The following is a 26212-nucleotide window of genomic DNA, read 5'->3' as shown; positions in this document are numbered from 1 at the left end:
CATGTAAGTAGCCGACGCCGGCGGCTATCGTGCGGGCGCTAAAAAGGACTAGTATGTGCCTACACTTTAGCGCCCAAGGGAAACCCGCCATGCTTAATCTGAACGATCCGGCGCTGCTGCGCCAGCAATGTTATCTCGACGGCCAATGGCAACACGCCGACCACGGCCAGGCCAGGAATGTGATCAATCCGGCCACCGGCGACACCATCGGTTCGATACCGGTGATGGGCGCGGCAGAAACCCGGCGCGCGATCGCCGCCGCCAATGCGGCGTGGCCGGCCTGGCGCAAGAAAAGCGCGCAGCAGCGCAGCGTGATCCTGCGCCGCTGGTGTGAACTGATGCTGGAAAACGCCGACGACCTGGCGCTGATCATGACCGCCGAACAGGGCAAGCCGCTGGCCGAAGCCAAGGGCGAAGTGACGTATGCGGCGTCGTTCATCGAATGGTTCGCCGAACAGGGAAAACGCGTTGCAGGCGACACCCTGCAATCGCCGTGGCCGGACCGGCGCATCGTCGTCACCAAGGAGCCGATCGGCGTGTGCGCCGCGATCACGCCATGGAATTTCCCGGCCGCGATGATCACCCGCAAAGCCGGCCCGGCGCTGGCGGCCGGCTGCCCGATGGTCGTCAAGCCGGCCGAACTGACGCCGTTTTCGGCGCTGGCGCTGGCCGTGCTGGCCGAACGGGCCGGCATTCCTGCCGGCGTGTTCAGCGTGATCACCGGTTCGTCGCGCGACATCGGCGGCGAAATGACCGGCAACCCGACGGTGCGCAAACTGAGCTTCACCGGCTCGACCGCCGTCGGCCGCACGCTGATGGAGCAATGCGCGCCGACCATCAAGAAACTGTCGCTGGAATTGGGCGGCAACGCGCCGTTCATCGTGTTCGACGACGCCGACCTGGACGCCGCCGTCGAAGGCGCGATCGCATCCAAATACCGCAACGCCGGCCAGACCTGCGTGTGCGCCAACCGCCTGTATGTGCAGGATGGCGTGTACGACGCCTTCGCCGACAAGCTGGTCGCGGCGGTGCGCAAGCTGAAGGTCGGCAATGGCCAGGATGACGGTGTCACGCAAGGTCCGCTGATCGAGGAAAAGGCCGTCGTCAAGGTCGAGCAGCACATCGCCGACGCCTTGTCGAAAGGCGGCAAGCTGCTCATCGGCGGCAAGCGCCATGCGCTGGGCCACAGCTTTTTCGAGCCGACCGTGATGACGGAAATGACATCCGACATGCTGGTCGCCAGCGAAGAAACCTTCGGCCCGCTGGCGCCGCTGTTCCGCTTCAAGACCGACGATGAAGTGATCGGACTGGCGAATGACAGCGAATTCGGCCTGGCCGCGTATTTCTATGCGCGCGACATCGGCCGTATCTGGCGCGTCGCGGAGGGACTGGAAAGCGGCATGGTCGGTATCAACACCGGCCTGATTTCCACCGAGGTCGCGCCGTTCGGCGGCGTCAAGCAATCCGGCCTCGGGCGCGAGGGATCGGCGTACGGGATCGACGATTATCTGGTGATCAAATACATTTGCATGGGCGGGCTTTAAGCTGCTGACCAAGAGCGCCGAACAAAACGTTCAGGGCAAGGCGCATTGCCGCAGGCAGTACGAATGTACGAACGTACGACCAGGCAATGCAAGACCGTCATGGACGTTTTGTGCTACTCAAAGCCGCGGATGCGCTGCGCGTCGAAGTTAGGCAATTGCCAGTGCAAGCGCAGCGCCAGCAGGCGGAAAACCAGGCCGGCCAGCAGCGAGATCAGCACCGCCGCCGATGCTTCGACATCGATCCACAGCAGGCCGGCGTACAGCGCGCCGGTGAACAGCGCGACGGTGGCGTACAGCTCGCGCTGCAGCACCAGCGGTATCTGGTTGCACAGTATGTCGCGCAGCAAGCCGCCGAATACGCCGGTGATCATGCCGGCCAAGACGACGATCGGCGGATGCATGCCGGCCGCGCGCGCGATGTCGCTGCCGATCACGCAAAACGCCACCAGCCCCAGGCCGTCGACCAGCAGGAACACGCTGCGCAAATGGTGCAGATGGCGCGCCACCAGCGCCGTCACGATGGCCGCGCCAATGGTGAACATCAGGTATTCCGGATGGGCGATCCAGCCCAGCGGATAGTGGCCCAGCAAGAGGTCGCGGATGGTGCCGCCGCCCAGCGCGGTGACGGTGCCGATCATGCAGATGCCGAACAGGTCCATGCCGCGGCGCATGCCCATGATGGCGCCCGACATCGCCTCGGCGATGATGGCGACCAGGTAAATTGTGTGTAGCAGCATCGTGTTTCTTCCGGTGAATACCAATCAGGCTGTCTGCCTTGAAGACGGTATTGTGCGCCGCAATACGATCATATTTAGCTAAAGTAAGTATTATTATGGAATGATAAATTTTCCTTATTTTACAGATCAGCGATGAACCTCAATCCCAAGCATACGGAAGCGTTCCGGGCGGTGGTCGAAACCGGCAGTTTTGAACAGGCGGCGCTACGGCTGCACCTGACCTCGCCGGCCATTTCACAGCGGGTGCGGGCGCTGGAAAGCATGCTCGGCAATGCGCTGATCGTGCGCAGCCGTCCGGCGCGCGCAACCCGCATGGGGCAGCGACTGATGCAATACCTGAAGCGCGCCGCGCTGCTGGAAACGGAATTGGCGGCCGATCTGGCGGTGCAGCACGACGCGCCGCTGAGCCTGGTGCTGGCACTGAACGCGGATTCGATCGGCACCTGGTTTTTCCCGGCGCTGTCGGCCTTGCTGATACGCGAAAAAGTGTTGCTCGACCTGATCGTCGAAGACCAGGACCACACGTATACCTTGCTGGAAACCGGCATGGCGGTCGGCTGCATCAGCAGCGAAGCAAAAGCGATGCGCGGCTGCAGCGCCGAGCTGCTGGGCGTGATGCGCTACTGGCTGGTGGCCAGCCCGGCATTCCGCGATCAATGGTTGCCGCACGGCTTGACGCGCAAGGCCGCGCGCAAGGCGCCGGTAGTGGCCTACACCCACAAGGACACCTTGCAATCGACGTTTTTACAGGAAAAGCTGGGCTTGCCGGAAGGCGCGTATCCTTGCCACTACATCCCGGGTGCGCCCTCGCACTTCAACGCGATCCGGGCCGGCCTCGGTTACGGCATGGTGCCGGATCTGCTGTTGCAGGCGCAGGATAATGGCGGCGACGTGATACGGCTGGTCCCGCAGCCGGCCGAAGTGGCGCTGTACTGGCATACCTGGAAGGTGCAGTCGCCGCGCATGGAAGCCATTTCGAAACAGATCGTCGCGGCGGCGCGAGCCAGCCTGGAATAACTGACAAAACGTTCAGGGCAAGGCGCATTGCCGTAGACAGTACAAAATGCACGACAAGGCAATGCGACGCAGGCATGGATGTTTTTCCAGGCACTCAGCGCTGCATGCCCCAGCGCCGCACGGTGACACGCTCCAGCGTCCGAAAACCGATATTCTCGACCAGCAAGCCGATCAGGATCACGGCCGCCAGGCCGGCGAAGACCTTGTCGGTGTACAGCTCGTTGCGGTTCTGGAAAATATACCAGCCCAGGCCGCCCTGTCCCGACGTGGTGCCGAACACCAGTTCCGCCGCGATCAGCGTGCGCCACGCAAACGCCCAGCCTATCTTCAAGCCGGAAACGATGGCCGGCAACGCACCCGGCACTAAAATCTGCCACACCAGCCGCATGCCGCTCAAGCCGTAATTGCGGCCCGCCATGCGCAAGGTTTCCGGCACGCTCTGGAAGCCGGCATAGGTATTCAGCGCCAGCGGCCACATCACCGAATGGACGATGACAAAAATCAGGCTGGCACGGCCCAGGCCCAGCCACAGCAAAGCCAGCGGCAACAGCGCAATCGCCGGCAGCGGATTGAACATCGCCGTCAGCGTTTCCAGCATATCCCTGCCGAGGCGGCTGGACACCGCCAGCGACGTCAGCACAAACGCGGCCAGCACGCCCAGCACATAACCCTGCACCAGCACGTTCAAGGAAATCAGCACCCGGCCGGTCAGCTCGCCACTAATTAAACCCTGCACGAACGCTTTGGCCGTTTGCAAAAAGCTCGGCAACAGCAAATCATTGTTTTGCCAGCGCGCGGCGACTTCCCACAGCACGGCCAGCACCAGCAAGATCAGGGTTTTCCTCAGCCATGCCTGTTGCCAGACACGCTCGAATGCCGGCAGCGGCGTTTCCAGGACGATGCCGGCCGGCGGCTGCGCGGCATATTCGAATTCCTGGCGGATAGGCGGTTCCAGCAACAAGCTCATACCGCCACCCGGTCAATCGGCGCAGCTGCCGCAACATCCGCTGCAGCATGATTCTCTTCGTCAAACAATAAGCCGTGGATGCGTTGCGCGGCGGCCTGGAATTCGGCCCCGCCGCCGCTGTGCAAACCGAACTGGTGGCTATTCAATTCAGCGCGCACCCGGCCCGGATGCGGCGACAGCAGCAAGATGCGGTTGCCGACCACTAATGTTTCCTCGATCGAATGGGTGACGAACAGCAAGGTAAACCGCAACTCTTCCCACAGCCGGCTCAATTCTTCCTGCATCTTGCGGCGGGTCAAGGCATCGAGCGCGGCGAACGGCTCATCCATCAGCAGCACTTCCGGCTGCATCGCCAGCGCGCGGGCAATCGCCACGCGCTGTTTCATGCCGCCCGACAAAGTATGCGGATGGGCGTCTTCGAACCCTTTCAATCCAACCTTGTTGATCCAGTGGCGCGCCCTTTCCCGCGCCTGCCGGGTATCCAGCCGCCTGGTCGCCAGCAGCGGGAACATGACGTTTTCCAGTACGGTTTTCCATGGCGGCAATTGGTCGAACTCCTGGAACACAACGATACGGTCCGGCCCAGGCTTGCTGACGGTCTTGCCGTCGAGTTCGATGCTGCCCGATTGCGGTGCGATGAAGCCGGCGGCCGCTTTCAGCAGCGACGACTTGCCGCAACCTGACGGCCCCAGCAACACAAAGCGGTCGCCCCGGTACACGTCGAAACTGACGTCGTGGGTGGCGCGCACGGTGCGTTCCTGGCTGCGGTATTCCAGGCTGACATTGCGCACCCGCAGCAAAGGCTGGATGGCTTGCGGCGGGCGTACGACTTGAAAGGTTGGCGTACTCATCATTAACTTCCTCCGGCCAATGCCGGGTCGTCGAAGAAATAATCGCGCCAGCCGGCCGGCAAATTTTTAATGGCGCCGACCCGGTGCAGGAATTGCGCCAAACCATAGGTGTTTTGCGGCGCGACCTTGAATTGCACTTGCGGGTTCTTGAAGATTTTCAGCAAGAGATTACGGTCCACCTTGCTTTTATTCACGCGCAAATAAATGTCGGCCGCGCCTTCCGGATGGGCGCTGGCGTATTGCGCCGCTTCGTTCAAGGCCAGGATGAAGGCGCGGTAGGTTTTCGGATTGTCAGTGCGGTATTTTTCAGCGGCGTACAGCAAGGTCGACGAACTCGGACCTCCCTGCACGTCATAGGAATTCAAGATGATGTGGGCGCTCGGATTGTGCGCCAGCTCCTGTTCCTGGAACGGCGAATTGCCGAAGTGGCCGGTCAGTTCGGTGCCGCCGGCGATCACCGCCGCCGCCGCGTCCGGATGCGGCAAGGTCTGGGTGATCTTGTCGAGGCGCTTGAATTCCTTGTCGCCCCATTGTTTCGCAACCGCCATTTGCAAGATGCGCGCCTGTACCGACACCGATACCGCCGGCAAGGCAATGCGGTCCTGGTCGCTCAAATCGGCGATGGTCTTGACCTTGGGATTATTGCTGATCAGATAGTATGGGAAATTGCCCAGCGACGCGACGCCGCGCACATTCTGGCGCTCCCTGGTGCGGTCCCAGATGGTCAGCAGCGGCCCCAGTCCGGCGCCGGCGATATCGATATTGCCGGACAACAGCGCGTCATTGACGGCCGGGCCGCCAGACAAGGTCAGCCATTCCACTTTCACATCCACGCCCTGCTGCCTGCCGTATTTTTCGATCAGCTTTTGCTCTTGCGCGATATTGAGCAAGATGAACGTAATGCCGTGCTGGCCGGCGATGCGGATGCGGCCTTCGGCATGCGCCGATGCCGCCATGCACATCAACGCCAGGCTGGCGATGACGTTACGGACAGGACGGGATCGAAACAGCGGCATAGGCACTCCATGACAAGTAAAACAGCGGAAAAATCAGAACGGCGCATCACCTTCGATGGTGGTACGGTACAGCTTGCAGCGCTGGTCGGCCGGACAACCGGCCGCCAGGTGCATCAGCGAGCGGTTATCCCAAAACACCAGGTCGTGCGGCAACCAGCGGTGCACATAGATATGCTCGGGCTTGACGCTGTGGGCAAACAATTCATCGAGCACGGCGCGGCTTTCATCGTCCGGCAAGCCGACGATGCGGGTCGTGAAATGCTCGCTGACAAACAGCGCGCGGCGCCCGGTTTCCGGATGCACCCGCACCACCGGATGGATCACCGGCTTGACCTCGTCGATTTGCGCCTGGCTCAGGTTGGGACGCCACGGATTACGGCGCTGCAATTCGGCATATTGCGCCAGATAACTATGTTCGGCGCGCGCATTCCGTACCGCGTGACGCAGCGCCACCGGCAAGCTTTCCCAGGCCAGGTGCATATTCGCGAACAGCGTATCGCCGCCCTCCTCCGGCAACTCTTGCGCATGCAACATCGAACCGAGGCTGGGCACTTCCTTGTACGACAAATCCGAATGCCAGAAATGACCGGCGTCGCCAAGCCCGATCGGCTGGCCGTTGTCGACGATGTTGGAAATCAACAGGATTTCCGGATGGCTGCTTAACTGGAATTGGCGCAGCACATGGATTTGCAGCGGGCCGAAACGGCGGCTGAAATCGATCTGCTGCTGCGGCGTAATCTTTTGATCCCGGAACACCAGCACATGGTGATCCAGGTGCGCGTGGTGGATGCGCTGGAAATCGCTCAACCCCAGCGGCTGCGCCAGGTCGAGACCGGTGATTTGCGCACCGAGCGGCGCATCGAATGGTTCAATGTGAAAAGACGATGATGCAAGCGGGGTTTTCAGGACGGCCGACATGGTCTGTGAACAGTGAATGCAGGGAGATCCACTGTATGCCGGCCCGATTGCTTTGCAAACGAAGCATATCCGATATCGATATGCGGATTTTATTAGATTAAGCTTAGAACCTGATAGGTATTGACCTGTCCATGATTTTCTTCAATGTTTGCTTTTTGGGCGTGCCTGGCCCCACGACGGCCCAGGCGCGTCGCCAAGTGGCGGGGTATGGGCCGCAAGACATTTCCGACGGCACCAGCCCCAGATAAGCCATCAGTTGCGATGCATTGGTGAAGCGGGTCAGATCGCCCACTTCGGCCATGATCGTCGCCGCCGTCAGCAAGCTCACGCCGCGCAGCGCCATCAATGCTACAATGATCGGCCACACCGCCGACGCCTGCGCGACGCGCGCGATGTGCTGGTCCAGTCCCAGGACGTGCTGGATGCCGGCGCTGATCGTGTCGACATACTCCTGGAACACGATTTGCTTGCGCTTTCCGCGCCAAACTGGACACGCATTCCGCGATATGAAAAAAGGCGGCATCAGGATATCGATGCCGCCTTTTACTTTTCAGGCCTGAGCTTCAGTCCGTGCCTATCAGCAAGTCAGATTAGGACCGGTGGGTACCGCCAAGTTCTGGGTGAAGGTCGTGTAATAATTCACTCGGGTCTGCATCTGGGCCGGCCCCTGATACGCAGTGCCGCCTACGCATTCGAGATTGCCGTTAATGGCATTGATGGTCTGGCCGAAACCGTATCCGCCGACCATCGAATCATGCGCCGACCTCCCGGCGCGGCCAGGCTGGGTCATCCAGTACCAGATCGCACTTCTCCACGCGATGGTGGCGTTGGTGGCCAACAATTCCGGATTGTTCACCAGTTGCTCGCCCAGGCCCATGGCGTTGCCCAGACTGCGGTAGTTTGAGGTCCAGCTGATTTGGATCGGGCCACGACCGAAATACTGGTCGACCACGTTATTGCTCTTGCAGGGGACTCGTACCCAGTTCACATCGCAGTACAAGGGCCAGTTGGCGGTGTTGTATTCCCTGACTGCCTTTAAGTTGTCCGACTCGTGCTGCAGGTTGGCGAAGAAGGCGGCCACTTCCTGCTTGTCCACGGTAGCGTTGCCCGACTTGGCAAAGCTTGGATAGTAAGCTGCTGCAGCGACGAAGTCGGCGTATTGGTAGAACGAACTGCGGCTCGGGAACCATGCTTCGAACTGAGCTTTTGACAGGCCGGAAAAACTACCTCCCGGGTCGGGAGTAGGCGTCGGCGTAGTGTCGCCACCGCAAACAGAATCGCTGATCCACGGCTGGCCACTGCCAGCAGGACCATTATTCGTCGATGGATTGGTGCCTTGCGTCCAATACGCGGCCCTGTAATTAACGCCGTTGTAGCTCACTGTCGCGCCGCCATTGTAGACGGTGGTAGGCGACCAGGCGGCATAACATACCGCTGTAGTAGCGAGCAATGAAGTTGTGCTCGCTGGCGAGGAGGTGTCGCCACCGCCGCAGCCGAGGAGCGAGCCCCCCATCAGTCCAGCGATAAGACTGTTCATTAGAGTTCGGTTCAAAGCTGACTCCATATTCTAGGTGTTGGTATATCAAAGGCGAGCGGACGGCAGATCAATCCAGGTACCGGTGCTCCACGTGTGGCGCTCACCGCGATATCGCGCGGGCTCCAAAAACAAATGAGGCCGTTGCAAGAATGCAATTCTAAAAATGGCCGGTCAAGTGGTTTCATAAAGTCGTTGAGCTGAGCATACCAGTAGCCTCTTCAAGCACATTTCCGGGGCGGGTGGCCCCATAGAGATCCGCTTGGGCAGACCATACCAATTTAATGCCTTTGTGCAGTGGTATGGCAGGGCAACTCAGGGGGGATAGCTGACCTGCGCCGGTAGGGTGCGTAATTCAGCCAAACTGGACACCTAAACCACGGCAAACTGGACACGCGGTCCAGCGGCAATGTGTCACATTTCAAGAGTCGTGGTTGAATCGCCACAACAATTGTAGACACTCCTGAGCCATAATTACGGGCACAAGGAGAAAGTATGAGCGGAAAGCGGTACACAGAGGAATTCAAGATTGCTGCGGTCAAGCAAGTGGCGCAGCGCGGGCACCCGGTTAGTGAAGTCGCAGAGCGGCTTGGCGTGAGCATCCATAGCCTGTACGCCTGGGTGAAACGCTATGGCGTCCCAGAGGAAGAGCGCAAGGCTGTCGATGCCCAGTCTGACGAGATGCGGCGCTTGAAGGCTGAACTCAAGCGCGTCACGGAGGAGCGTGACATCTTGAAAAAGGCCGCGGTGTACTTTGCCAAGACGTCCGGGTAAGGTACACCTTAATTGTTGAGTTACAGGGCCAATTCCCGGTGCGCCGGCTGTGCAAGATGCTCGAAGTGCATCCCAGCGGCTTCTATGCCTGGCGCCTGAACCCTGAAAGCCGCCGCGCTAAAGAAGACAAGCGTCTGCTCGTGCCAATCAAGATGTGAATTTCACTTTCTCCTGACGTTTGCTGGTCACGTACCGAGGTTCGAGAACGATGATAGTTCATATTACTACGATCAATCCATCTATGATGGCTCAATGCCTAAATGCACTAAAATAGTCTCAGTAAACAGCAAAATGGCCGGTCCCGTCATACGGTACCGGCCATTCAACCACACATCTTATACGACTAATTCAGACAACCCATCACGCATTGTCCGCGTAATGCGTCAAACGGTTCGCCACCCGCGACGCCAATTCATCGGGGCCGCTGACGGTCATGTCGAGGTTGTTCAGCAAGCCATCCTTCAAGCCATACACCCAGCCATGCACATGCAACTCCTGGCCGCGTTCCCACGCGTCTTGCACGATGGTGGTTTGGCAGACGTTGGAGACTTGTTCGGTGACGTTCAACTCGCATAGCCGGTCCTGGCGCTGGTGCGCCGACAGCACGTCGCCCAGGTAGCGTTCATGTTTCTGGTGCACGTCCTGGACGTGGCGCAGCCAGTTGTCGACCAGGCCGACCCGGGTGCCGGTCATGGCCGCATGCACGCCTTTGCAGCCATAATGGCCGACGATGATGACATGTTTGACTTTCAGCACCTCGACGGCGAATTGCAGCACGGACAGGCAATTCAAATCAGTATGCACCACTACGTTGGCGATATTACGGTGCACAAACACATTGCCAGGAGCCATGCCCAGTAATTCATTGGCGGGCACGCGGCTGTCGGAACAGCCTATCCACAGATATTCAGGAGACTGGGCTTCCAGCGTCTTGAAATACTCGGGATCCTTTTCCACCATGGAAGCGGCCCAACGGCGGTTACGCTGCAACAAGTCCGACAAGGCCGGCGAAGTTTGGGGTTCGGTCATTGTGTCATCCTTATAACAAGACCGCCGAGATACCTGGTGGCATGTCAGCGGCCGGTTCGAGAAGGACGCTTATACGCCCTTCATCAGTGTCGATGCAAGATGGCCCTGCATCACTCAAAAAAATCCTTGACCTTGTCTTTCCAGGTCTTGCTTTGCGGACTATGCTTGGCGCCGCCTTCGGCCGTCGATTTTTCAAAGTCGCGCAGCAATTCTTTTTGCTTTTCCGTCAGCTTGACCGGGGTCTCGATGGCAACGTGGCAGAACAGGTCGCCCATGTAGCCGGAACGTACGCCCTTGATGCCCTTGCCCTTGAGGCGGAAAGTCTTGCCCGACTGGGTACCTTCAGGAATCGCAAACGATACTTTACCATTCAAGGTCGGCACTTCGATGTCGCCGCCCAACGCTGCCTTGGTGAACGAGATCGGCATTTCGCAATGCAGGTCGTCGCCTTCGCGCTGGAACACGGCATGCGGCTTGATGTGGATTTCCACATACAGGTCGCCGGCCGGGCCGCCATTGGTGCCGGGTTCGCCATCGCCGGACGAGCGGATGCGCGTGCCGGTATCGATACCTGCCGGAATTTGTACTTCCAGCGTCTTGTTGCGCTTGATGCGCCCCGCACCGCCGCACGGCGTGCATGGGTCGGTGATGACCTTGCCGCTGCCATGGCATTTCGGGCAGGTTTGCTGGATGCTGAAAAAACCTTGCTGCATGCGTACCTGGCCGTGGCCGCCGCACGTGCCGCACGTGGTCGGCGAGGTGCCTGGCTTGGCGCCGCTGCCGTGACACGTATCGCATTTGTCCCAGCTTGGTACGCGGATGGTCGTGTTAAAGCCGTGCGCCGCCTGTTCCAGCGTGATTTCGAGGTTGTAGCGCAAATCGGCGCCGCGATAGACTTGCGGACCGGAATTACGGCTGCGTCCACCGCCACCGCCAAAGATATCGCCAAAGATGTCGCCGAAGCTGTCGGCAAAACCGCCCGCGCCACCGCCGAAACCTCCGCCGCCGCCCATGTTCGGGTCCACGCCGGCGTGACCGTAACGGTCGTACGCTTCGCGCTTTTCCGGATTGGTCAGCATTTCGTAGGCTTCTTTGACTTCCTTAAACTTTTCTTCCGACTCTTTACTGTCCGGATTGCGGTCCGGATGGTATTTCATCGCCAGTTTACGGTAAGACTTTTTGATCTCTTCTTCCGAAGCACCCTTTGAGACACCGAGTGTCTCGTAAAAATCACGCTTTGCCATGTTGTCGGCACCTTGCAGTACTGTTACGTAACTCCCAAATCAATTACCGTGAATCTCTTGGGAATTACTTAGTAATTACACGAAAAAGCCGAGTCGAGTACCGTTACACGGTCGCTCGGCTCGGCGGTCTTCGCGGCTGGCCGCCGCGATCAAGCATGCTGCCCGGCGGCCCCCTGTGACAGGGATACCGGGAAGATTACTTGCTGTCCTTTACTTCCTTGAAGTCGGCGTCGACAACATCGTCTTGCTTGCCTGCATCGGCAGCACCAGCGGCTTGCTGTGCGCCGCCTTCAGCGCCCGCAGCTTGCTGCGCTTGCATGTCGGCGTACATTTTTTCGCCCAGCTTTTGCGAAGCGGTCGACAAGGCGGCAACCTTGGCGTCGATTTCGGCCTTGTCGCCGGCTTTGATGCTGGCTTCCAGGTCGCTGATCGCCGCTTCGATCGCGGTTTTTTCGCCGGCTTCCAGCTTGTCGCCGTATTCGGTCAGCGATTTGCGGGTCGAATGCACCAAGGCATCGGCCTGGTTGCGCGACTCGGCCAATTCCTTGACCTTCTTGTCTTCTTCGGCATTCAACTCGGCGTCTTTCACCATCTTCTGGATTTCATCTTCGGTCAAACCGGAGTTGGCCTTGATGGTGATCTTGTTTTCCTTGCCGGTGGCTTTGTCTTTCGCGCCGACGTGCAAGATGCCGTTGGCATCGATGTCGAAAGTCACTTCGATCTGCGGCGTGCCGCGCGATGCTGGCGGGATACCTTCCAGATTGAATTCGCCCAGGCCTTTATTGCCGGCGGCGATTTCACGCTCGCCCTGGTAAACCTTGATGGTCACCGCAGGCTGGTTGTCGTCGGCGGTCGAGAACACCTGGCTGAACTTGGTTGGAATCGTGGTGTTTTTGTGGATCATCTTGGTCATCACGCCGCCCAGGGTTTCGATACCCAGGGACAATGGCGTTACGTCCAGCAACAGCAAGTCTTTGCGTTCGCCCGACAGTACCGAACCTTGAATCGCCGCGCCAACCGCCACCGCTTCGTCCGGATTCACGTCCTTGCGTGGATCCTTGCCGAAGAATTCCTTCACTTTTTCCTGCACCTTCGGCATACGGGTCATACCGCCGACCAGGATGATGTCGTCGATGTCGGACACTTTGACGCCCGCATCCTTGATGGCGGTGCGGCATGGTTCCATCGTCGCGACGATCAGTTCTTCCACCAGCGACTCCAGCTTGGCGCGGGTCATCTTCAGGTTCAAGTGGACCGGTGCGCCATTGGCCATCGCGATGTACGGCTCGTTGATTTCAGTTTGTTGCGACGACGACAGTTCGATCTTCGCGCGCTCGGCCGAAGCCTTGATGCGTTGCAGTGCGATCGGATCTTTTTTCAGGTCCAGGCCGTTGATTTTCTTGAATTCTTCGATGATGTAGTCGATCACGCGCTGGTCGAAGTCTTCGCCGCCCAGGAAGGTGTCGCCGTTGGTCGACAGCACTTCAAATTGTTTTTCGCCATCAACATCGGCAATTTCGATGATCGAGACGTCGAAGGTACCGCCGCCCAAGTCGTACACGGCGATTTTGCGGTCGCCTTTTTCGGTCTTGTCCAGGCCGAATGCCAGCGCGGCAGCGGTTGGTTCGTTGATGATGCGCTTGACGTCCAGACCGGCGATACGGCCGGCATCCTTGGTCGCCTGGCGCTGCGAGTCGTTGAAGTAAGCCGGTACCGTGATGACGGCTTCGGTGACTTCTTCGCCGAGATAGTCTTCAGCGGTTTTTTTCATTTTGCGCAGGACTTCGGCGGAGATCTGCGGTGGCGCCAGTTTTTTGTCGCGCACGCCGATCCATGCATCGCCGTTGTCGGCTTTCATGATTTTGTAAGGCATCAGGGCGATGTCTTTTTGTACTTCTTTTTCGTCGAACTTGCGGCCGATCAAACGTTTGACGGCGAACAGCGTGTTCTGCGGATTGGTCACTGCCTGGCGTTTGGCCGGCGCGCCGACCAGGATTTCACCATCTTCTTGATAAGCGATGATCGACGGCGTCGTACGTGCGCCTTCGGCGTTTTCGATTACCTTTGGCTGACCATTTTCCATGATGGAAACGCAGGAATTTGTGGTTCCCAGATCGATACCGATAATTCTACCCATGATTTTTCTTCCTTAATTCGCTAAAGTTCAGATGGTTCTTATATGTGGAAAAACGACGTGCTTTCAAGTGCTTGCTGATACCGCACTGCTGATTTATTTTGCGATTACTTAGCTTGCGCTGCGGTAACAATCGCCGGACGCAGTAAACGGTCCGCAATCATATAACCCTTTTGCAGCACCGACACGACTGTATTGGCTTCCTGTTCCGCCGGCACCACAGCCACCGCCTGGTGTTTCATCGGATCCAGTTTTTCGCCTTGCGCCGGCTGGATTTCAACCAGACGGTTGCGCTCGAAAGCCGAGCTCAACTGTTTCAGAGTCATTTCGACCCCCTCTTTCAGCGATTCGATCGACGGCGTTTCGATGCTCAAGGCCATCTCCAGGCTGTCTTTGACTGGCACCATGGCTTCGGCAAAACTTTCCACGGCAAATTTATGTGCCTTGGCAACATCTTCCTGGGCACGGCGGCGGATGTTTTCGCCATCGGCCTTGGCGCGCATGAATGCATCGTGCATTTCAGCAAGACGCGCTTCGGTACTTGCCAGCTGCTCTTCCAGCGTCGGCTCGGAGGGAGTCGATGGAGCGGCCGTTGCTGCGTCCGCCTGCTCGTTTGGTACAGCTTGGTTTTCCTGATCTTGCATCTAAAAAGCTCCTACAATCAATGACTTAATATTAGTTAGGCTTCACTTCTTTACAACACTGCTGCCAGATGGGGCTATATCCTACTGTTTCAAGAGGTATCGTCATCTGCTTTTCCAGACGGGCGCGGCGCCATGTAACAGCCGTTACAAAACTTAGCATCTTTGTAGATTCTCTTTGGTGGCGGAAGGTCTAATATGGAGAGACAAGACATGTAGACAAACTGCGGAGTTTCTTATGAAAATGCCAATCATCGCCGCCGCCGTTGCCGCCTATGCCGCGCTGATTACGGCATGGATTTGTTCTGTACTAACAACAGTGCGACTGCCTTCAGCGGCTTTATTCAACCCGCTATTTTAACAGTGTCGCCGCAGATCCCGCCACTGGCGCGGCTTGCGGCAAATAAAAAGCCGCATGGACGCGGCTTTTTGACTGACTTTCTGACGTCACTCCAGACTATTTTTCGGCACCCAGCGCCAGCGCCGCCTCGCGTCCGAGCAGCGCGTGGCTGCTGTCCAGTTCACGCTGGGCCGCCGTTTTCATTGTCGGCCAGCCGATCATGTGCTGCTCGGCAATTTCTGCCAAAGCGGCGATCCAGGCCGGCGCTTCATTCAGGCAGGGGATGTAATTGAATACCTTGCCGCCGGCGGTCTCGAAGTCGTGCTTCGCTTCCATCGCGATTTCTTCCAGCGTTTCCAGGCAATCGCTGGTAAAACCGGGGCACAGCAAATCGACCCGCGTCACGCCCTGCCGCGCCAGCGCGACCAAGGTCGGCGCGGTGTACGGCTGCAGCCACTCGGCCTTGCCGAAACGCGACTGGAAGGTCACCACGTATTGATCTTTGCTCAGACGCAATTTTTCCGCCAGCAAACGCGCAGTCTTGAGACATTGGCAATGGTAGGGATCGCCCAGCAACAAAGTGCGTTTCGGCACGCCATGGAAACTGATGACCAGTTTTTCCGGCCGGCCATGCGCATCCCAGTGATTCAATACCGAGTCGCGCAAGGCGTCGATATACGCGTCGTGGTCATGGTAACTTTTTACGAAACGCAATTCCGGAATATTACGCACCTTGGAAAAATGGCTGAACACCGCATCGCAGATCGACGCGGTGGTGGTGCCCGAATATTGCGGATAAGCCGGCAAGATGACGATGCGCTCGCAACCGTCGGCTTGCAGCTTGTCCAGCACGTCCGGCAACGATGGCGATCCGTAGCGCATCGCCATGTCGACGTTCAAGCCGTCATGGCCGCGTTCGGCCAGCGCGCCGCGCAGCAATTGGGTTTGCTTCTCCGTATGTACTTTCAGCGGCGAACCCTCACGGGTCCAGATCGATGCATATTTCTTGGCCGACTGGCTGGAGCGGAACGGCAAGATAATCAGGTGCAGGATGAACCACCACACCAGGCGCGGGATTTCCACCACCCGCGGGTCGGACAGGAATTGCTTCAGATAACGCCGCACGGCGGACGTCGTCGGCGCATCGGGCGTGCCCAGGTTGACCAGCACCACCGCGCTGCGGCTGGTGCTGCCGTGGGTAAAAGGAGGTTCTTTTTGAAAGGACATGAAAGATCTTCGATGTATTGGATGAGGGCATTATAGTTACATTGGATCAACAGAACCAATATAGTGGCCGCAGCAAAGGTGGCATGGTGCTCAAGACGCCAGCAACTCGCGCGCGTGCTTGCGCGTGGTCGCGGTAATTTCCAGCCCGCCCAGCATGCGCGCCACTTCCTCGACCCGCGACTTGCTGTCGAGCATATCGATGCGCGACGTGGTCTTGCCATTGTCCAGCGTGCTCTTGGCAACCTGGAAATGCTGGTTGGCCTGGCTGGCCACTTGCGGCAAGTGCGTCACGCACAGCACTTGCCGTCCCTGGCCCAGCCGTTTCAGCAAGCGCCCGACCACTTCCGCGACGCCGCCGCCGATGCCGCTGTCGACCTCATCGAAAATCAGCGTCGGCGTGGTGGTCGCATTCGACGTGATCACCGAGATGGCCAGCGCGATACGCGCCAGTTCGCCGCCGGACGCCACTTTGGCCAATGGCCGCGGGGCCGTGCCGGCATGGCCGGCGACCAGGAATTCGACTTGCTCCAGCCCGCTGCCGGACGGTTCGCACGGGTTCAGCGCCACTTCAAAACAGCCGCCGCTCATGCTCAAATCCTGCATCGCGCGGGTCACCGCGTCGCCGAGCATGTGCGCCGCCGCCGTGCGCAATACCGACAGGCGGCCAGCCGCCGTCATGTACTCGGCCATGATCTTGTCTTCCTGGCGGCGCAAGCCTTCGATATCGCTGGCGTCGGCCAATTGCTGCAACTTCTCCGACAGCTTCGCATGTTCTTCGGCCAACTCTTCCGGCATCACGCGGAACTTGCGCGCCGTCGTGTGCAGCGCCTCCATCCGCGCATCGACCTGGCGCAAGCGGTCCGGATCGAGTTCGACCCGGTCCAGGTAATTATTCAGCGCATACACCGATTCCTGCAACTGGATGCGCGACGATTCGATCAAGTCGACGATCGGCTGCAACTCGGCGTCGACCGACACCAGCTTGCCCAGCTTCTGGTTCAGCAGCGACAGTTGCGACAAGATCGGATGATCTTCCGCTTCGGAAATGACCGACAGCGTTTCCTGTGCGCCTTCGAGCAGGCTGGCCGCATGCGACAAGCGGCTGTGCTCGTTGGTGATGTCGCTCCATTCGCCCGGCTTGACGGCCAGCTTTTCCAGCTCGCCCACTTGCCATTCCAGCCGTTCGCGCTCGTACAGCACGTTGGCGGCGTTGGTTTCGAATTCTTCGCGCTGGCGCACCAGCGCGCGCCAGCTTTTATGCAAGGCCGCCACCTTGCGCGCATCGGTCGCCGCCGTGCCGTCCTTGCCGGCCTGGTTGTCCAGCAGGGCGCGCTGCGCCTCCGCCTTCAGCAGCGACTGGTGCGCGTGCTGGCCGTGGATATCGACCAGCATGTCGCCCAGTTCGCGCAATTGCGCGGCGGTGGCGGCGATGCCGTTGATGTACGCCTTCGAGCGGCCCGCATTGTCGATCACGCGGCGCAGCAGCGCGCCGCCTTCCTCGTTGGCGAATTCATGGGCCGCCAGCCAGGCTTGCGCTTCCGGGCTGACGCCGAAGTCGGCCGTGATGTCGGCCCGGGCCGCGCCTTCGCGCACCACGCTGGCGTCGCCGCGCCCGCCCAGCGCCAGCGTCAGCGCATCGATCAGGATCGACTTGCCGGCGCCGGTCTCGCCCGTCAGCACGCTAAAGCCGGCGGAAAATTCCAGTTCAATCGAATCGACAATAACAAAATCGCGGATGGACAGTGTGCGGAGCATAGGCTAGTTATGAGTGGTGGAAGGGAAGACCCCGAAAGCGCTAACTTAGTTCAGCTTGCCCTCGCCCGACGGGTACTCGTTCCAGTGCAGTTTTTCGCGCAGGGTGTCGTAATAACTCCACCCTTCGGGATGCAGGAAGGTAATCGTATGCGGCGAACGGCGAATGATGATGCGGTCGTGCTGCGACAGGCTGGCAAAGGTTTGCATGTCGAAATTGACGCTGATGTCGCGCCCGCGCATGATTTCGACCACGATCTGGCTCGAATCGGGCACGACGATGGGCCGGTTCGACAGCGCATGCGGCGCGATCGGCACCAGCACGATGCCGCCCAGGCTAGGATGCAGCAACGGTCCGCCGGCCGACAGCGCATAGGCGGTGGAACCGGTCGGCGTGGCGATGATCAAGCCGTCGGAACGCTGGTTGTACATGAAATGGCCGTCGACTTCGACTTTCAGTTCGGCCATGCCGGCGCCGGCGCCGCGCGACACCACCACGTCGTTGACCGCCAGGCCAAAGTGGATCGCCTGGCCATCGCGCAAGACGCTGCCTTCCAGCAAAGTGCGGCGCTCGGCCTTGAACTTGCCGGCCAGGATATCGGCCAGCACCGGCAACATGCGCTCGAGCGGAATATCGGTCATGAAACCCAGACGGCCTTGATTGATACCGATCAGCGGTACGTCAAATGGCGCCAGCTGGCGCGCGATGCCCAGCATCGTGCCGTCGCCGCCCATGACGATGGCGGCGTCGGCCACGGCGCCGATCTCGGCGGCGCTCAGGGCCTGGATGGCCGGCCTGGACGGCAACTCCAGGTGGGCGGCGGTTTCTGCTTCAAACACAACGGTGTGGCCCAGGCCGTGCAAAAAATCGAGGATGCTTTGCACCGGCTCTTCGATACCATCGGTATGCTGGCGAACAACTAAGGCTATGGTTTTGTACTTGGCTTGCGTGACGGGCATAAAAGTCTCGGCAAAAATATTCACGGTGGCAATACGTCCCTGGCGGTCCAGGCAAGCAAAATACTGTATATATTCACAGTATAGTGCGCTAGTGGCCGGCCTGCAAGGGGCGCTTGATAAAGTTCGGCTGCATATTAAACGGCTTATGCAGGCTAGAGTAGGCGAAAAGCAGCGGCTACGGTGCGGTTTTTTGCGTTAGCTCAATGATAATAACAATAGCGGCCGCAATTGCGCGCCCCGCATGGAATCAAATCGTTAGCATGGTGTCATATCACAAACTCAACTTGGAAACTTGACTGGGAAAGCGAGATAACATGGCTGCCGATCATCCAGACCGCAAGATCAATACCGATGAAAAAGTCCGCAACGATGGCGCGCGCCGCTTGCCGCATGAGCGCGATCAGTCGCCCGATGCGCAAAACGCCAAGCCGCGCCCGGTGATGGAGCAAGCCGCCAGCGATCTGGAGCAAGGGCTGGTCGATACCGATCTGCATGGAGAGCGCGGGGTCGAACAAGCCAAGCCGGCACCAGCGGGGCAGGCCGTGCCGGATCCCCATCTGACGCCGAAAAAGGCGCGTTAACTAATGTCGCTGTCTTACGCAGGTTGGCTTAGCGCAGCGCAAGCCAACACAGCGCGGACGCGAGCTTGTTGGTGAGCTTGCCGGATTACGCGCTGCACACTAATCCGGCCTACGCGGCGACCTACGCGGCATGACGCGCTGATATCCTTTATTTTGAAAGCACGACGATGAATCCATTCACTTGCTGCGCCGCCGTGGCCGCAGTATTGATGGTCGGCACCGCCCTGGCCGTCCATGCGCAAGGCATGCCGCCCGGCTTCGGCCCGAACCCGACATTACCCAAGCCGGACAGGCAATTGATCCCCACCATGAATGTGGCGCCGGCCCAGCCATGGCAAGGCAACGCCAAACCGCTGGCCGCACCCGGCTTCGCGGTCAGCGCCTATGCGCGCAAGCTGGACCATCCGCGCTGGCTGTACGTGTTGCCGAACGGGGATGTGCTCGTGGCGGAAACCAATGCCCCGCCGAAACCGGGCGATGGCGGCGGCATCCGGGGCGCGATCATGAAATACCAGATGAAAAAAGCCGGCGCCGGCCCGGCCGCAGCCAACCGCATCACCTTGCTGCGCGACATCGATGCGAATGGCGCCGCCAAGATCCGCACGGTATTTTTGCAGGGACTCAATTCGCCATTCGGCATGGCGCTGATCGGCAACGACTTGTATATCGCCAACGCCGATGCGGTAATGCATTTTCCGTATCAGGAGGGACAGACCACGATCAGCGCCAAGGGCAACAAGGTGCTGGACTTGCCGGGCGGCCCGATCAATCACCACTGGACCAAGAACCTGGTCGCCAGTCCGGATGGCAAGTTCCTGTATGTGTCGGTAGGCTCGAACAGCAATGTCGGCGAAAACGGCATCGTAGCGGAAAAAGGGCGTGCCGCGATCTGGCAATTCGACCGGGCCAGCGGCAAGGCGCGCATCTTCGCCGATGGCTTGCGCAACCCGGTCGGTTTGGCATGGCAAGCGGCCAGCGGCCAGCTATGGACCTCGGTCAATGAGCGCGACGAACTGGGCGATGAACTGGTGCCCGACTACATGACCTCGGTCAAGGATGGCGGTTTTTACGGCTGGCCCTACAGTTATTACGGCAAGCATGTCGACACCCGCATGAAACCGCAGCGTCCGGACCTGGTGGACAAGGCCATCGTTCCCGATTACGCGCTGGGCGCGCACACCGCCTCGCTGGGATTGACCTTTTATGACGGCAAACTGTTTCCGGCCAGCTACCAGGGCGGCGCATTTGTCGGCCAGCATGGTTCCTGGAACCGCTCGCAGCGCAGCGGCTACAAGGTCATCTTCGTACCGTTCGCCAACGGCCAGCCGTCCGGCCCGCCGCAGGATTTCCTGGCCGGCTTCCTGTCCCGCGACGGCGATGCGCAAGGCCGTCCAGTCGGCGTAGCGGTCGACAAGAACGGCGCCTTGCTGGTGGCCGACGATGTCGGCAATGCCGTGTGGCGCATCACACCGGCCAGCCGCTGATGCTTGGATGAACTGGTATTACTGGCCAGCCCGTGTGTGTAGTACCGCACTGTGTCGCACAGCACACGGGGCCATGATGATGCATCAATCAGCGAGAAGGAGTTCATCATGGAAAAATCAGGATCGGCCGTCTGGAGTGGCGGCCTGCAAGATGGCAAGGGCAATATCTCAACCGGAAGCGGCGTGCTCGACAATGTGCCTTACGGCTTCAACGCCCGCTTCGAACAAGGCCCCGGCACCAATCCCGAAGAATTGATCGGCGCGGCCCACGCCGCCTGTTTCACGATGGCCTTGTCCGGCAAGCTGGGCGAAGCCGGCATGCGCGCCAATGCGCTGATGACCACCGCCAAGGTGACGCTGGACAAGGTCGATGGCGAATATGCGATCACCGCAATCCACCTGAACTTGATTGCCAGCATCCCCGGCGCCAACCGCGCGGCCTTTGAAGACGCGGCGATGCAAGCCAAGCTGGGTTGCCCGGTATCGAAGCTGCTGAATGCCCGTATCACGCTGGAAACCCGGCTGGATAATTAACCGGCCTGCTCGCCGTCCCGGCAGGAATTTGCCAAAACGCATAAAATTCGGTCTTTCCCCTATCACCATCAAGGATTTACGATGCGTATTTTGCACACCATGCTGCGGGTCGGCGACCTCCAGCGCTCGATCGATTTTTACACCGCCGTGCTCGGCATGAAACTGCTGCGCACCAGCGACAATCCCGAATACGAATACACGCTGGCCTTCGTCGGCTACGGTTCCAACCCGGACCACGCGGAACTGGAACTGACCTATAACTACGGCAAGCACAGCTACGACATGGGTACCGCCTACGGCCATATCGCGATTTCGGCCGACGACATCTACAAGGCATGCGAGGCGGTCAAGGCGAATGGCGGCAACGTCACCCGCGAACCGGGTCCGGTCAAGGGCGGCAATACCGTGATCGCCTTCATCACCGATCCGGACGGCTATAAGATTGAATTAATCGAACGCAAGTTCGACGCTGAAGGCGCAGGGCTTTAATCCCTGGGTAATCACGCATCGTCCAGCGCCGCGCGCTGGATGGCTGCACGCAACCATGCCAGGCCGGCATCGCCGGTGGTGCGCTGATGCCACACTTGCTCGAACACGAATGGCACGATGTCGAATGGCGGCGCGATGATTTTCAGTCCGGCGGCGGCCGGCGTGGTGGTCACGCAACTGGCCAATAATATGGCCAAGACTGCCTCATGACTTTTACTGGCGCTGCAACACGGCCAGGTGCAGCGTGCGCCGCGTGCTGAATCCCAGTTTGCGGTACAGCGCAATGGCCCCGAGATTGTCGCTGTAGACATGCAGGCAAGGAATCCGGCCCGCCTGGCGAATAGCTTGCGCCGCATCGATGACCAATTCGGCCGCATATCCGTGGCCACGATGGCCGGGATGTACGCACACGGCGCTGATTTCGGTATAACCGTCGAGACACATGCGTTCGCCTGCCATCGCAAGCAGCTGCCCGTCCATCTTGATGCCGGCAAAGCGCCCCAGTTGCGCGGTGCCGGTATCGAACGGACCGGGCTGGGTCAGTTGCGCCAGTGCGATCATCTGCTCCAGCTCGGCCTCTCCCAGCAACAGACAACGCGCGGCGCCGCTCCACACGGGCTCGCCGCCGCCGACCATTTGGTCGACCAGTCCACGGTGCACGATATCGAAGCCCGGCGCTGCCTCGATCCGCTCGGCCAACGGCAATACCACATGCTGGCCGGCCGCCACCAGGCCAGCCAACGCCTCGAAACTGGCGGCCGAGGTGTCCGGCAAACCGGCAAACGGACTGATATGGGCCGGATAGCGGCGCGCCTTCGGGCCGCCCAGCGCCAGATGCGCCTGGCGCGTGGTCAGCGCTTGCCATACGGCATTGTCTAATGGATGTTCTGTCATGCGATTCCTGAAGCGGCGATGGTTGAACCTGGCTAAAAGTCCGGGCATAAACATTATAATCGTCATTTATCAGCGCAGTAAACAAGCAACTACGCAGCAACCGCGATGCGTCAGGGTACGAACGAGGGAAAGCGCAAAACAGGACAGCAAGGAAGAAATCATACTGGCGGCGGCCACCAGCGCGGCCGCCGCGACAACACTCTTAACGTTCCAGCAGGGCGTTCACCGGCACCAGGTCGGCTTCCTTCAAGGTGCCGGCGGCCGATTTCAGGCGCAAGCCATTCATGATGGTGTCATAACGGGCTTTCGACAAATCCTTTTGCGTCGAGAACAATTGCTTCTGCGCATTCAGCACGTCGATATTGATGCGCACGCCGACCTGGTAACCCAGCTCATTCGATTCCAGCGCCGACTTGCTCGACACTTCCGCCGCTTCCAGCGCCTTGACCTGGGCCAGGCCGCTGTTGACGCCCAAATAAGCCTGGCGCGCGCCTTGCGATGCATTGCGGCGCGCGGTTTCCAGGTCGCTGCGGGCCTTGTCTTCCAGCGCGATCGATTCGCGCACCTTGCTGGTCACGGCAAAGCCGCTGAAGATCGGCACCGACCATTGCACGCCGATGGCATTGTTATTGCTGCCGCCAGTACCAGTGGTATAGGTATGGCCGGCGTTGGCGGTCAAGTCCAGCGTCGGATAATGGCCGGCGCGGTTGCGCGCGATATCGCGCTTGGCCGATTCCAGCGACAACTGGGCGTTGACGACGCCATAGTTTTGCTCTTCCGCCGACTTGATCCACGGTTCCACCGCAGCCGGTTCCGGCGCATTGATGGCCACGCCGACGCGCATCGGCGCCAGGCCGCCCGGCAAATCGCCGATGATGGTTTGCAGCGCGGCGCGCTTGTTGTCCAGGTCATTGATCGCGGCAAACTCTTGCGCCACCACCAAGTCGTAAGCGGCCTGCGCCTCATGCGTGTCGGTAATCGTCTGCGTACCAACTTCGAAATTGCGCTTGGCCGACGCCAGTTGTTCGGTGGTCGCGGCTTTTTGCGCCCGGGTCGCGCCCAGGTTGTCCTGAGCGGTCAGCACGTCGAAATACGCTTGCGCGACGCGGGTGATCAAGTCTTGCTGCACTTGCGCGAATTGCGCTTCGGCGGCCGCTTGCGCCAGTTTGCTTTGCTGGTATTGCTGCCAGTTAGCCCAACGGAACAGCGGTTGCGACAAGGTCAGGTTATAGCTATTGGTATGGCTGGCCACGTTTGGCAGCGTCACCATCTGGCCCTGCGCGGCCTGCATGACTTCGGTATGGTTACTGGTATTGCTGCCGGTTGCAGCAATTTGCGGCAACAGGCCGGACAAGCCTTGCGGAACCTTTTCCATCCCGGCGGCCAGGGCGGCGCGCGCGCTGGCATATTGCGCATCGTTCGCCAGCGCTTGCTGGTACACCTGGATGAGGTCGGCCGCCTGTGCGTCGAGCGACAAAAAAGCGCTGCTGATCAGCACGGCGATAAAGGGTTTCCGCATTGCATTTCTCCGTTGGAGTCGTCAAAAGTTGATGAAATCAAAAAATAATTCTTAAAGCTAGCTCGACTATATAAAAACGGCGCAAGTCTCCCCCCGCGGCGGGCCGGCTGGCCTGCGCCGCGTGTTTCTTGACTGAATTATACTTAGTATTTCGGCATTGCCGGATCGACTTGCAGCGCCCATGCATGGATGCCGCCGGTCAAGTTACTGATCTTGCCGAAACCGTTGCGCTCGAGGAAAGCCGCGACCTGCATGCTGCGTGCGCCGTGGTGGCAAATGCAGACGATGGCCGCGTCTTCATCGAGGTCGTCGATGCGCGCCGGAATCGAATGCATCGGCATCAGCGCCGCACCGTCGATATGGCAGGTTTCGAATTCCCAGTTCTCGCGCACGTCCAGCAAGAACGGTTGCGGCCGGGAAGTATCGGCCAGCCAGGCGGCCAGGTCGGGAGCGCTCAAGTGTTCCATCAAACCCGTCCGCTTAAAACTGGAAATGCGAGACCACTGCCGCTTGCAGCGGCTTGACATTGGTTTCAAACAGCTTGCGGGTATCGTAAGCCTTGTCCGAAACGCGTGTCACCAGGTGCGCCGACATGATAGGCGCTTCACCGATGATGGCCAGGATGCGGCCGCCGACTTTCACTTGTTGCAACAACGCTTCCGGCAACACCGACAAACCACCCGACACCACGATCACATCGTAAGGCGCGCCCTTGGCCCAGCCTTGCGCGCCGTCGCCCAGTTCCACGGTGACATTGGTGACGCCGTTGTCCGCCAAATTCTTTTCAGCCAGCGCCTTCAGTTCAGGCACGATTTCCACCGTCGTCACATGACGGCCCTTGTACGCCAGCAACGCCGCCATATAGCCCGAACCTGCGCCGATTTCCAGCACGTTTTCATGCTTTTTCAAGCCGGTTTCTTGCAAAATACGGGCTTCCAGCTTCGGCGTGAACATGTTTTCGCCGGAAGCGAGCGGGATTTCACTGTCGACGAAGGCCAGGTTTTTATACGCGGCCGTTACAAAATTTTCACGCTTGACGACCAACAACAGCTCCAGGACGTCCTGGTCCAGTACATCCCATGGACGGATTTGCTGTTCGATCATATTGAAGCGGGCTTGTTCGATATTCATCTTTGGACTCGGTGGGTGGAATAATAATCCGCCATTTTATCGTTGAACTGACTGAAAGCCCATGTTAACGATAAAGGCGGCGCGATTCGGGGATTTTGCGACGGTCTGCAGTTTTAAGGGAATGAACCTTGCAAAAACCGCAGCCAGATGCATGGCGGCGCCGGCTTGCAAGGCGAGGCGGTCCTCATGGCGCCGGACTGCCGGCTGGCCGGTCGGGCGCCAGGCCACGCAGGCTCATGTCGATAAAGGCGCGCATATACGCGTCCGCATCGATGTCCGCCATATCGCAGGGCAAGAAGGAATTGGCCCACATGGTCAGCATGATGACCGGCGCGATCAGAATGGCGGTGGTCAGTTGCGGATCGACCGGCCGGAATTCGCCGCGCGCGATGCCGCGCTCCAGCATGCTGGCGATCAAGGCATTACCGCGGGCGATCACTTCTTCGTTGTAAAACTGCGTCAACTCCGGGAAATTACCCGCTTCCGCCATCATCAGCTTGGTCAGGCCGGCCAGCTTGGTGGCGCCAACCTGTTGCCACCACTGCATTAATATGCACGCCAGCAAATCCGCGCTATTGCTGTCGGATGCGGCAAAACTGTTTTCGGCCTCGCCGATCACGTGCACGATATTGGCGCGCACCACCGCCTTGAACAACTCTTCCTTGTTCTCGAAATACAGGTACAGCGTGCCTTTGGAGACGCCGGCGCGCTTGGCCACGTCTTCCAGCCGGGTCGAAGCGAAACCGCGTTCGACAAATAAATCCAGCGCAGCGGCGAGCAACTCCTGCGGGCGGGCATCCTTGCGCCGCTCCCAGCGCGGTTTGGTATCGGTCGGGACTTGCATATGCTTCGATCTGCTAACTTACTCTTGAGTCATTAATATTAGTCGTCTATA

27 protein-coding genes and 1 pseudogene are annotated in these 26212 nt (G+C 59.4%); 8 read left to right on the top strand and 20 right to left on the bottom strand.

Annotated features, from left to right (window positions below):
- Positions 1 to 89: 89 nt before the first annotated feature.
- A complete protein-coding gene (gene gabD / locus GJA_RS02340) occupies positions 90 to 1544 on the top strand; it encodes an NADP-dependent succinate-semialdehyde dehydrogenase (RefSeq protein WP_038488353.1) in 1455 nt (484 codons plus the stop codon).
- A 113-nt stretch (positions 1545 to 1657) separates the two neighbouring features.
- On the opposite strand, the gene GJA_RS02335 is transcribed toward gabD, so the two are convergent.
- Positions 1658 to 2281: a trimeric intracellular cation channel family protein gene (locus GJA_RS02335; RefSeq protein ID WP_038488350.1), complete on the bottom strand. Its 624-nt coding sequence runs from the start codon at positions 2279 to 2281 to the stop codon at positions 1658 to 1660.
- A 132-nt stretch (positions 2282 to 2413) separates the two neighbouring features.
- Between GJA_RS02335 and argP the strand changes: the two genes are divergently transcribed.
- Entirely contained in the window at positions 2414 to 3298 is an 885-nt protein-coding gene (argP, locus tag GJA_RS02330; protein ID WP_038488347.1) for an HTH-type transcriptional regulator ArgP, read from the top strand.
- Between the two features lie 94 nt (positions 3299 to 3392).
- On the opposite strand, the gene GJA_RS02325 is transcribed toward argP, so the two are convergent.
- From GJA_RS02325 to GJA_RS02300, 6 genes are all read right to left on the bottom strand, one after another.
- Positions 3393 to 4265 carry an ABC transporter permease gene (locus tag GJA_RS02325; protein ID WP_038488345.1) on the bottom strand — a complete coding sequence of 291 codons (873 nt, stop codon included), beginning with the start codon at positions 4263 to 4265 and terminating at the stop codon, positions 3393 to 3395.
- Positions 4262 to 5116: an ABC transporter ATP-binding protein gene (locus GJA_RS02320; RefSeq protein WP_038488342.1), complete on the bottom strand. Its 855-nt coding sequence runs from the start codon at positions 5114 to 5116 to the stop codon at positions 4262 to 4264. Before GJA_RS02320 ends, GJA_RS02325 begins: the two co-directional genes overlap by 4 nt.
- A 2-nt stretch (positions 5117 to 5118) precedes the next feature.
- Positions 5119 to 6132, bottom strand: coding sequence for an ABC transporter substrate-binding protein (locus GJA_RS02315; RefSeq protein WP_038488339.1), 1014 nt, complete (start codon positions 6130 to 6132; stop codon positions 5119 to 5121).
- 33 nt (positions 6133 to 6165) lie between these two features.
- Positions 6166 to 7050, bottom strand: coding sequence for a TauD/TfdA dioxygenase family protein (locus GJA_RS02310; RefSeq protein WP_038488336.1), 885 nt, complete (start codon positions 7048 to 7050; stop codon positions 6166 to 6168).
- A gap of 103 nt (positions 7051 to 7153) precedes the next feature.
- A complete protein-coding gene (locus tag GJA_RS28650) occupies positions 7154 to 7573 on the bottom strand; it encodes an IS110 family transposase (protein WP_038488333.1) in 420 nt (139 codons plus the stop codon).
- A gap of 54 nt (positions 7574 to 7627) precedes the next feature.
- Positions 7628 to 8587: a glycoside hydrolase family 19 protein gene (locus GJA_RS02300; RefSeq protein ID WP_051780182.1), complete on the bottom strand. Its 960-nt coding sequence runs from the start codon at positions 8585 to 8587 to the stop codon at positions 7628 to 7630.
- 492 nt (positions 8588 to 9079) lie between these two features.
- On the opposite strand from GJA_RS02300, the pseudogene GJA_RS28120 reads away from it, so the two are divergent.
- Positions 9080 to 9510 (top strand): annotated as a pseudogene (locus GJA_RS28120) (transposase); the annotation flags it as partial.
- 208 nt (positions 9511 to 9718) lie between these two features.
- Here GJA_RS28120 and can read toward each other — a convergent pair.
- From can to grpE, 4 genes are all read right to left on the bottom strand, one after another.
- On the bottom strand, positions 9719 to 10387 hold the full coding sequence (gene can / locus GJA_RS02290) for a carbonate dehydratase (RefSeq protein WP_038488323.1): 669 nt from the start codon (positions 10385 to 10387) through the stop codon (positions 9719 to 9721).
- Between the two features lie 110 nt (positions 10388 to 10497).
- Positions 10498 to 11631, bottom strand: a complete 1134-nt coding sequence (gene dnaJ / locus GJA_RS02285) for a molecular chaperone DnaJ (protein ID WP_038488321.1) — start codon at positions 11629 to 11631, stop codon at positions 10498 to 10500.
- Positions 11632 to 11827: 196 nt separating this feature from the next.
- On the bottom strand, positions 11828 to 13768 hold the full coding sequence (gene dnaK, locus GJA_RS02280) for a molecular chaperone DnaK (protein ID WP_038488320.1): 1941 nt from the start codon (positions 13766 to 13768) through the stop codon (positions 11828 to 11830).
- Positions 13769 to 13872: 104 nt separating this feature from the next.
- Positions 13873 to 14409, bottom strand: coding sequence for a nucleotide exchange factor GrpE (gene grpE / locus GJA_RS02275; RefSeq protein WP_038488317.1), 537 nt, complete (start codon positions 14407 to 14409; stop codon positions 13873 to 13875).
- Positions 14410 to 14644: 235 nt separating this feature from the next.
- Here grpE and GJA_RS28460 point away from each other — a divergent pair, with 235 nt between their 5' ends.
- Positions 14645 to 14767, top strand: a complete 123-nt coding sequence (locus GJA_RS28460) for a hypothetical protein (protein ID WP_277914388.1) — start codon at positions 14645 to 14647, stop codon at positions 14765 to 14767.
- A gap of 96 nt (positions 14768 to 14863) precedes the next feature.
- Here GJA_RS28460 and hemH read toward each other — a convergent pair whose 3' ends face one another.
- The 3 genes from hemH to GJA_RS02260 form a co-directional block, all read right to left on the bottom strand.
- Positions 14864 to 15973 (bottom strand): ferrochelatase, encoded by a 1110-nt coding sequence (gene hemH, locus GJA_RS02270; protein WP_038488314.1) that lies wholly within the window; start codon positions 15971 to 15973, stop codon positions 14864 to 14866.
- Between the two features lie 90 nt (positions 15974 to 16063).
- The gene (gene recN / locus GJA_RS02265; RefSeq protein ID WP_038488312.1) at positions 16064 to 17728 is read right to left on the bottom strand and encodes a DNA repair protein RecN; all 1665 of its coding nucleotides are present in this window, start codon (positions 17726 to 17728) and stop codon (positions 16064 to 16066) included.
- Between the two features lie 45 nt (positions 17729 to 17773).
- Positions 17774 to 18685, bottom strand: a complete 912-nt coding sequence (locus tag GJA_RS02260) for an NAD kinase (protein ID WP_038498425.1) — start codon at positions 18683 to 18685, stop codon at positions 17774 to 17776.
- Between the two features lie 314 nt (positions 18686 to 18999).
- Between GJA_RS02260 and GJA_RS02255 the strand changes: the two genes are divergently transcribed.
- The 4 genes from GJA_RS02255 to gloA all read left to right on the top strand — a co-directional run bounded on the left by GJA_RS02255 (position 19000) and on the right by gloA (position 21773).
- The gene (locus tag GJA_RS02255) at positions 19000 to 19266 is read left to right on the top strand and encodes a hypothetical protein (protein WP_038488309.1); all 267 of its coding nucleotides are present in this window, start codon (positions 19000 to 19002) and stop codon (positions 19264 to 19266) included.
- 167 nt (positions 19267 to 19433) lie between these two features.
- Complete coding sequence (locus GJA_RS02250) at positions 19434 to 20750, top strand: PQQ-dependent sugar dehydrogenase (protein WP_038488306.1); 1317 nt, start codon at positions 19434 to 19436, stop codon at positions 20748 to 20750.
- Between the two features lie 108 nt (positions 20751 to 20858).
- Positions 20859 to 21284, top strand: a complete 426-nt coding sequence (locus GJA_RS02245; protein WP_038488303.1) for an OsmC family protein — start codon at positions 20859 to 20861, stop codon at positions 21282 to 21284.
- A gap of 81 nt (positions 21285 to 21365) precedes the next feature.
- Positions 21366 to 21773, top strand: a complete 408-nt coding sequence (gene gloA, locus GJA_RS02240) for a lactoylglutathione lyase (protein WP_081905217.1) — start codon at positions 21366 to 21368, stop codon at positions 21771 to 21773.
- A gap of 11 nt (positions 21774 to 21784) precedes the next feature.
- Here gloA and GJA_RS02235 read toward each other — a convergent pair whose 3' ends face one another.
- From GJA_RS02235 to GJA_RS02210, 6 genes are all read right to left on the bottom strand, one after another.
- Positions 21785 to 21970, bottom strand: coding sequence for a type 2 periplasmic-binding domain-containing protein (locus tag GJA_RS02235; protein WP_038488300.1), 186 nt, complete (start codon positions 21968 to 21970; stop codon positions 21785 to 21787).
- A 16-nt stretch (positions 21971 to 21986) separates the two neighbouring features.
- The gene (locus GJA_RS02230) at positions 21987 to 22667 is read right to left on the bottom strand and encodes a GNAT family N-acetyltransferase (RefSeq protein ID WP_038488296.1); all 681 of its coding nucleotides are present in this window, start codon (positions 22665 to 22667) and stop codon (positions 21987 to 21989) included.
- Positions 22668 to 22869: 202 nt separating this feature from the next.
- Positions 22870 to 24186, bottom strand: coding sequence for a TolC family outer membrane protein (locus GJA_RS02225; RefSeq protein ID WP_038488293.1), 1317 nt, complete (start codon positions 24184 to 24186; stop codon positions 22870 to 22872).
- A gap of 143 nt (positions 24187 to 24329) precedes the next feature.
- Complete coding sequence (locus GJA_RS02220) at positions 24330 to 24653, bottom strand: rhodanese-like domain-containing protein (protein ID WP_038488290.1); 324 nt, start codon at positions 24651 to 24653, stop codon at positions 24330 to 24332.
- A 13-nt stretch (positions 24654 to 24666) separates the two neighbouring features.
- A complete protein-coding gene (locus GJA_RS02215) occupies positions 24667 to 25317 on the bottom strand; it encodes a protein-L-isoaspartate O-methyltransferase family protein (RefSeq protein ID WP_038488288.1) in 651 nt (216 codons plus the stop codon).
- A 184-nt stretch (positions 25318 to 25501) separates the two neighbouring features.
- Positions 25502 to 26161, bottom strand: a complete 660-nt coding sequence (locus tag GJA_RS02210; protein WP_038488285.1) for a TetR/AcrR family transcriptional regulator — start codon at positions 26159 to 26161, stop codon at positions 25502 to 25504.
- Positions 26162 to 26212: the final 51 nt, after the last annotated feature.

The sequence above is a fragment of the Janthinobacterium agaricidamnosum NBRC 102515 = DSM 9628 genome, from assembly GCF_000723165.1.
GTDB classification, from domain to species: domain Bacteria; phylum Pseudomonadota; class Gammaproteobacteria; order Burkholderiales; family Burkholderiaceae_D; genus Janthinobacterium; species Janthinobacterium agaricidamnosum.
Note: the sequence above shows the minus strand (reverse complement) of the source record. Positions and strands in the feature narration are given on the sequence as shown.